The sequence below is a fragment of the Bradyrhizobium ferriligni genome (genome assembly GCF_056837965.1).
This window is the reverse complement of the sequence record NZ_JBXEJO010000149.1, coordinates 1-4,625: the sequence shown is the minus strand read 5'-3', so window position 1 is coordinate 4,625 and position 4,625 is coordinate 1. Positions and strand designations below refer to the sequence as shown.

At 65.5% G+C, this 4,625-nt stretch carries 4 protein-coding genes; 3 read left to right on the top strand and 1 reads right to left on the bottom strand.

The features are described from left to right. Positions 1-232: 232 nt before the first annotated feature. The 3 genes from AC1VNY_RS42080 to AC1VNY_RS42070 all read left to right on the top strand — a co-directional run bounded on the left by AC1VNY_RS42080 (position 233) and on the right by AC1VNY_RS42070 (position 3,286). Positions 233-907 carry a GntR family transcriptional regulator gene (locus AC1VNY_RS42080; protein WP_038385282.1) on the top strand — a complete coding sequence of 225 codons (675 nt, stop codon included), beginning with the start codon at positions 233-235 and terminating at the stop codon, positions 905-907. A 139-nt stretch (positions 908-1,046) separates the two neighbouring features. Continuing rightward, on the top strand, positions 1,047-1,847 hold the full coding sequence (locus tag AC1VNY_RS42075) for a phytanoyl-CoA dioxygenase family protein (protein WP_050425629.1): 801 nt from the start codon (positions 1,047-1,049) through the stop codon (positions 1,845-1,847). Positions 1,848-1,978: 131 nt separating this feature from the next. Then, the gene (locus AC1VNY_RS42070) at positions 1,979-3,286 is read left to right on the top strand and encodes an NAD(P)H-dependent oxidoreductase (RefSeq protein ID WP_482409606.1); all 1,308 of its coding nucleotides are present in this window, start codon (positions 1,979-1,981) and stop codon (positions 3,284-3,286) included. Positions 3,287-3,511: 225 nt separating this feature from the next. Here the strand turns inward: AC1VNY_RS42070 and AC1VNY_RS42065 are convergent, their stop codons facing one another. Beyond that, the gene (locus tag AC1VNY_RS42065; protein WP_482409605.1) at positions 3,512-4,597 is read right to left on the bottom strand and encodes an NAD-dependent epimerase/dehydratase family protein; all 1,086 of its coding nucleotides are present in this window, start codon (positions 4,595-4,597) and stop codon (positions 3,512-3,514) included. Positions 4,598-4,625: the final 28 nt, after the last annotated feature.

The following is a 4,625-nucleotide window of genomic DNA, read 5'->3' as shown; positions in this document are numbered from 1 at the left end:
CTCCCCAACCCTCCCCCGCAAGGGGGAGGGAGCCTAACCGATGTGCTCACCTCACTTGATTAGACCTCCGCCGGATGCGCGGGGCGGCGGCGCCACCTCTCCGACCGTCTCATAAATCATTGTTATTTCAATTGCTTAGTATTTCTGTGTCCTCCCGCCTTGACCGCTTCCATAACCCGCAGTAGGCTCATTTTCGAGCACGGAATTCCGTATTCCAATTTGGACGGTCGTTATGATCCCGTTGGATCCGCTTCCAAACCTCATCGACCAGGTTTACGGGCGACTGCTCGAAGCGATCATCGACCGCACGCTGCTGCCTGGCCAGCGCATCACCCAGAACGAACTTGCCGATCGGCTCGGCGTCTCGCGCCAGCCGATTTCGCACGCCCTGCATCTGTTGCATCGCCAGGGCCTTGTCGCGGAGAGCGGCAAACGCGGCTTCGAGGTGACGCAGCTCGATCCGCAGCGCATCCGCGAACTCTATGAAGTCCGCGGCGCAATCGATGCGCTGGCGGCGCGGCTGGCCGCCTCGCGTGTCAAAGCGGATGCCGCGGCCCGCGCGCAACTCGAAGCCGCGCTCGAAGCCGGACGCGCGATCGACGACGGCACGCCGCTGGCGCGCCTGATCGCACTCGACGTCGATTTCCACAGCGCGATCTATCGCCTCGCCGGCAATTCCGCGATCGAGGAGATGATCGCGCCGCAATGGCCGCATATGCGCCGCTCGATGGCGACCGTGCTCGCCGAGCTCGATTACCGCGGCAGCGCCTGGACCGAGCACGAGACCATCGCCGCGCATGTTTTTTCCGGCAATGCCGCAGCGGCAGAAGCCGCGGCGCTGGCGCATGCGCAGACGGCAGGGCGGATGACCGAGGAGAAGCTGAGGGCAATCGACGTGGCGGCGTGAACCGCCGGCCGACCTCATCCTGAGGAGCGGCGCAAGCCGCGTCTCGAAGGATGAGCCAGCGAGGCCTCATGGTTCGAGACGCGCGAAAGCGCGCTCCTCACCATGAGGGGAGACAGAAAAACAACAGGAGGAAAGCACCATGAAACTGACCCAAGAGCAGGTCGAATTTTTCCATCGCGAAGGCTGGCTGTTCCTGCCCGAGCTGTTCAGCCAGGAAGAGGTCGATTTCCTCGCGCGCGAGGCGGTCTCGATCTATGACGCCAACCGCCCCGAGGTGTGGCGCGAGAAGAGCGGCGCGCCGCGCACGGCCTTTGCCGCGCATCTCTACAATGAGGCGTTCGGCACCCTCGGCGCGCATCCGCGCATGATCGACCCGATCGAGCAGCTGTTCGGCGAGAAGGTCTACATGCATCAGTTCAAGATCAACGCGAAGGCGGCCTTCACCGGCGACGTCTGGCAGTGGCATCAGGATTACGGCACCTGGAAGCGCGACGACGGCATGCCGGAGCCGCGTGCCATGAACATCGCGATCTTCCTCGACGAGGTGATGCCGATCAACGGCCCGCTGATGCTGGTGCCGCAGAGCCAGACCGCGGGCGATTTGAAGGCCTCGCACGATCTCGAAACCACGTCCTATCCGCTGTGGACGCTGGACGAGGAGACGGTGACCCGCCTCGTGAAGCAGGGCGGCATCGTCGCGCCGACCGGCAAGCCCGGCGGCATGCTGATGTTCCACGGCAATCTGGTGCACGGATCGAGCGGCAACATCACGCCCTACCCGCGCAAGATCGTCTACCTGACGCTGAACGCGGTCTCGAACTACATCCGCACCCCGACGCGGCCCGACTACATCGCGCACCGCGACTTCACGCCGATCCAGACCGTCGCCGACGACGCGCTGCTGCGGCTCGCCCGTGCGCCGCGGCAGGCGGCGGAGTAAAGTCTTCGACCGTCATTCCGGGGCGACGTGTAGCGTCGAACCGCAGATGCGCAATTGCGCATCGGGGAATCTCGAGGTTCCGGGTTCGCGTTTCACGCGCCCCGGAACGACCCTTTTGTTTGGAAAGCATCATGAACCTGCATCACCTCCTGAAAACCCGCGCCGCTGCCGGCAAGCCGGTGCGCGTCGTCCTGATCGGCGCCGGAAAATTCGGCTCGATGTTCCTGTCGCAGGTGCCGCACACGCCGGGGCTTGAGGTGCCCGTGATCGTCGATCTCGACCGCGACCGCGCCCGCGAGGCGTGCCGCACCGTCGGCTGGGACGACGCGCGGATCAGCGCCACCACCTTTACCGACGACGGTGCACGAGCGATCGCCGGTGGCGCATTCGATGTCGTGGTGGAAGCGACCGGCAATCCCGCCGTCGGCATCCGCCATGCCCGCTCGGCGATTGCCGCCGGCAAGCATGTCGTGATGGTCAATGTCGAGGCCGATGTGCTGGCGGGGCCGCTGCTCGCCGAGGAGGCACGCAAGGCCGGCGTGGTCTATTCGCTTGCCTATGGCGACCAGCCGGCGCTGACGGCCGAGATGGTCGATTGGGCGCGCGCGACAGGCTTCCGCGTCGTCGCCGCCGGCAAGGGCACGAAATACTTGCCGGCCTATCACGACGTCACGCCGGAGGGCGTGTGGCAGCATTACGGGCTCACCGCCGGCGAGGCGCAATCCGCCGGCATGAACCCGCAGATGTTCAACTCCTTCCTCGACGGCACCAAATCAGCGATCGAGATGGCGGCGATCGCCAATGCCTGCACCCTCGACGTGCCGTCGGAGGGCTTGCTGTTTCCGCCCTGCGGCGTCGACGACCTGCCGCATGTGATGCGGCCGCGCGACAAGGGCGGCGTGCTGGAGAAATCCGGCATCGTCGAAGTGGTGTCGTCGCTGGAGCGCGACGGCCGTCCGGTGTTTCGCGATTTGCGCTGGGGCGTTTATGTGGTGCTGGAGGCACCGAATGATTATGCCGCCGATTGCTTCAAGCAGTACGGCCTCAAGACCGACGCCTCCGGCCGCTATGCGGCGATGTACAAGCCGTATCATCTGATCGGGCTCGAGCTGAACATCTCCGTGCTGTCGGCGGCGTTGCGCAACGAGCCGACCGGGCAGCCGCGCGGCTTCCGCGGCGACGTCGCGTCGGTGGCAAAGCGCAATCTGCGCGCCGGCGAGATGCTCGACGGCGAAGGCGGCTACACCGTGTGGGGCAAGCTGATGCCTGCCTCCGCCAGCCTCGCCGCCGGCGCATTGCCGATCGGACTTGCCCATCGGGTGAAGCTGAAGAGCGACGTCGCGCATGGCGCGGTGGTGCGCTGGAGCGATGTCGAGGTCGACGAGACGAGCGACACGATCAAGACGCGCAAGGCGATGGAGCAGGCGTTTTCGCGGTAGCGCTTCTCGCTAACGCTTCTGCCGACTTGCGGCGGTGAGCGTCTCTTCACCTCTCCCCGCTCTTTGCGGGGAGAGGTCGGCTCGCATCGCAAGATGCGATCCGGGTGAGGGGCAAGGCACGCTCATCAATAAGAAGCAAAGTGCTCGCCGGATGGAGGCCCCTCACCCCAACCCTCTCCCCGTAAGAACGGGGAGAGGGAGTAGAGAGAGCGCGGGCAGAACGACTTACGGCAGCAGCCGGCTCGCTTTCGCCAGCCTGAACCATTTTTGGAACATCGCCTCGGTATCCATCATCTCGGTGAAGCCGGCCTGGTTGATCTTCACCGTCGAGACGATCGACGGCGGACCCGATTCAGTCTGGCCGTAGCGCATGCTGTAGTCGGCATATTGGAACGACAGGCCGACGAACTCCTCCAGGCCGGGCGCGATCAGGTCGTGCTTCCGGCGCAATTCGTCCCACGGCGCGGTCCACTGCGGCCAGGTCTGCGCCAGTGACAGCGGCACGTGCCGGCCCGGCGTCATATCGAGCGCATCCGATACCGCCGGCCAGATATTTTCCCAGGTGAAGACGTCGCCATTGGTGACGTTGAACGCTTCATTGCGCGCAGCCTCGGCGTCGCCCGACCAGGCGATCGCGCGTGCCAGCAGATCGACATCGACCGCCTGCGCGACGCGCGGCGCGCCGCCCGGATAATCCAGCGGCCTTCCCTGTGCGCGCAGCACCGCCGCATAGACGCCGAGCGGCGGGATCAGGTCCATCGCGCCGCCCATGGCTTCTCCGATGATCAAGACCGGGCGCAGGATGCTCCAGTGCCAGCTCTTGCCCCGCTGCAGCTCGCGCAGGAAATTCTCCTGCGCCCAATAGAAATTCGGCTGCTCGTACATTTCGGAACGGCCCTCGCGCGCCGGCACCGTGAGCGGCCGGACATGCACGCCATAGGCCTTGGTGCCCTGCAGCAGCGCGACATGCTTGAGATCGGGCGCGACGGGTTCGAGCACGCCCATCAAATTGCGCAGCATCCGGTCGTTGGTTTCGATCTGCCCGGCATCGCGCCAGCCATCGACCAGGCTGGGCGCCTCATAGAGCGCGGCGTAGATCAGGTGCGTTGCGCCGCCGAGCTCGGCCGCGGCGCGACGGCAATCCTCCGCGCTGGTGAGATCGATTCGCACATGCCGTGCGCCGTAGAGATCGCGTGGCTTGCGGCGCGACAGCGCAATCCGCTCGCAATCGTCGGATGCGCCGAAGTGTCGCAAGGCGGCGTTGCCCACGAGGCCGGTCGCGCCGGCAACCACGACTTTCTTGTTGGCCATGTCCTTGAACTCCCATCAACCCACCCGC

Excerpts from the sequence above, each read along its gene's own strand:
- AC1VNY_RS42065 (WP_482409605.1), bottom strand. The coding sequence starts at position 4,597 with ATGGCCAACAAGAAAGTCGTGGTTGCCGGCGCGACCGGCCTCGTGGGC.
- AC1VNY_RS42070 (WP_482409606.1), top strand. The coding sequence starts at position 1,979 with ATGAACCTGCATCACCTCCTGAAAACCCGCGCCGCTGCCGGCAAGCCG.
- AC1VNY_RS42080 (WP_038385282.1), top strand. The coding sequence starts at position 233 with ATGATCCCGTTGGATCCGCTTCCAAACCTCATCGACCAGGTTTACGGG.
- AC1VNY_RS42075 (WP_050425629.1), top strand. The coding sequence starts at position 1,047 with ATGAAACTGACCCAAGAGCAGGTCGAATTTTTCCATCGCGAAGGCTGG.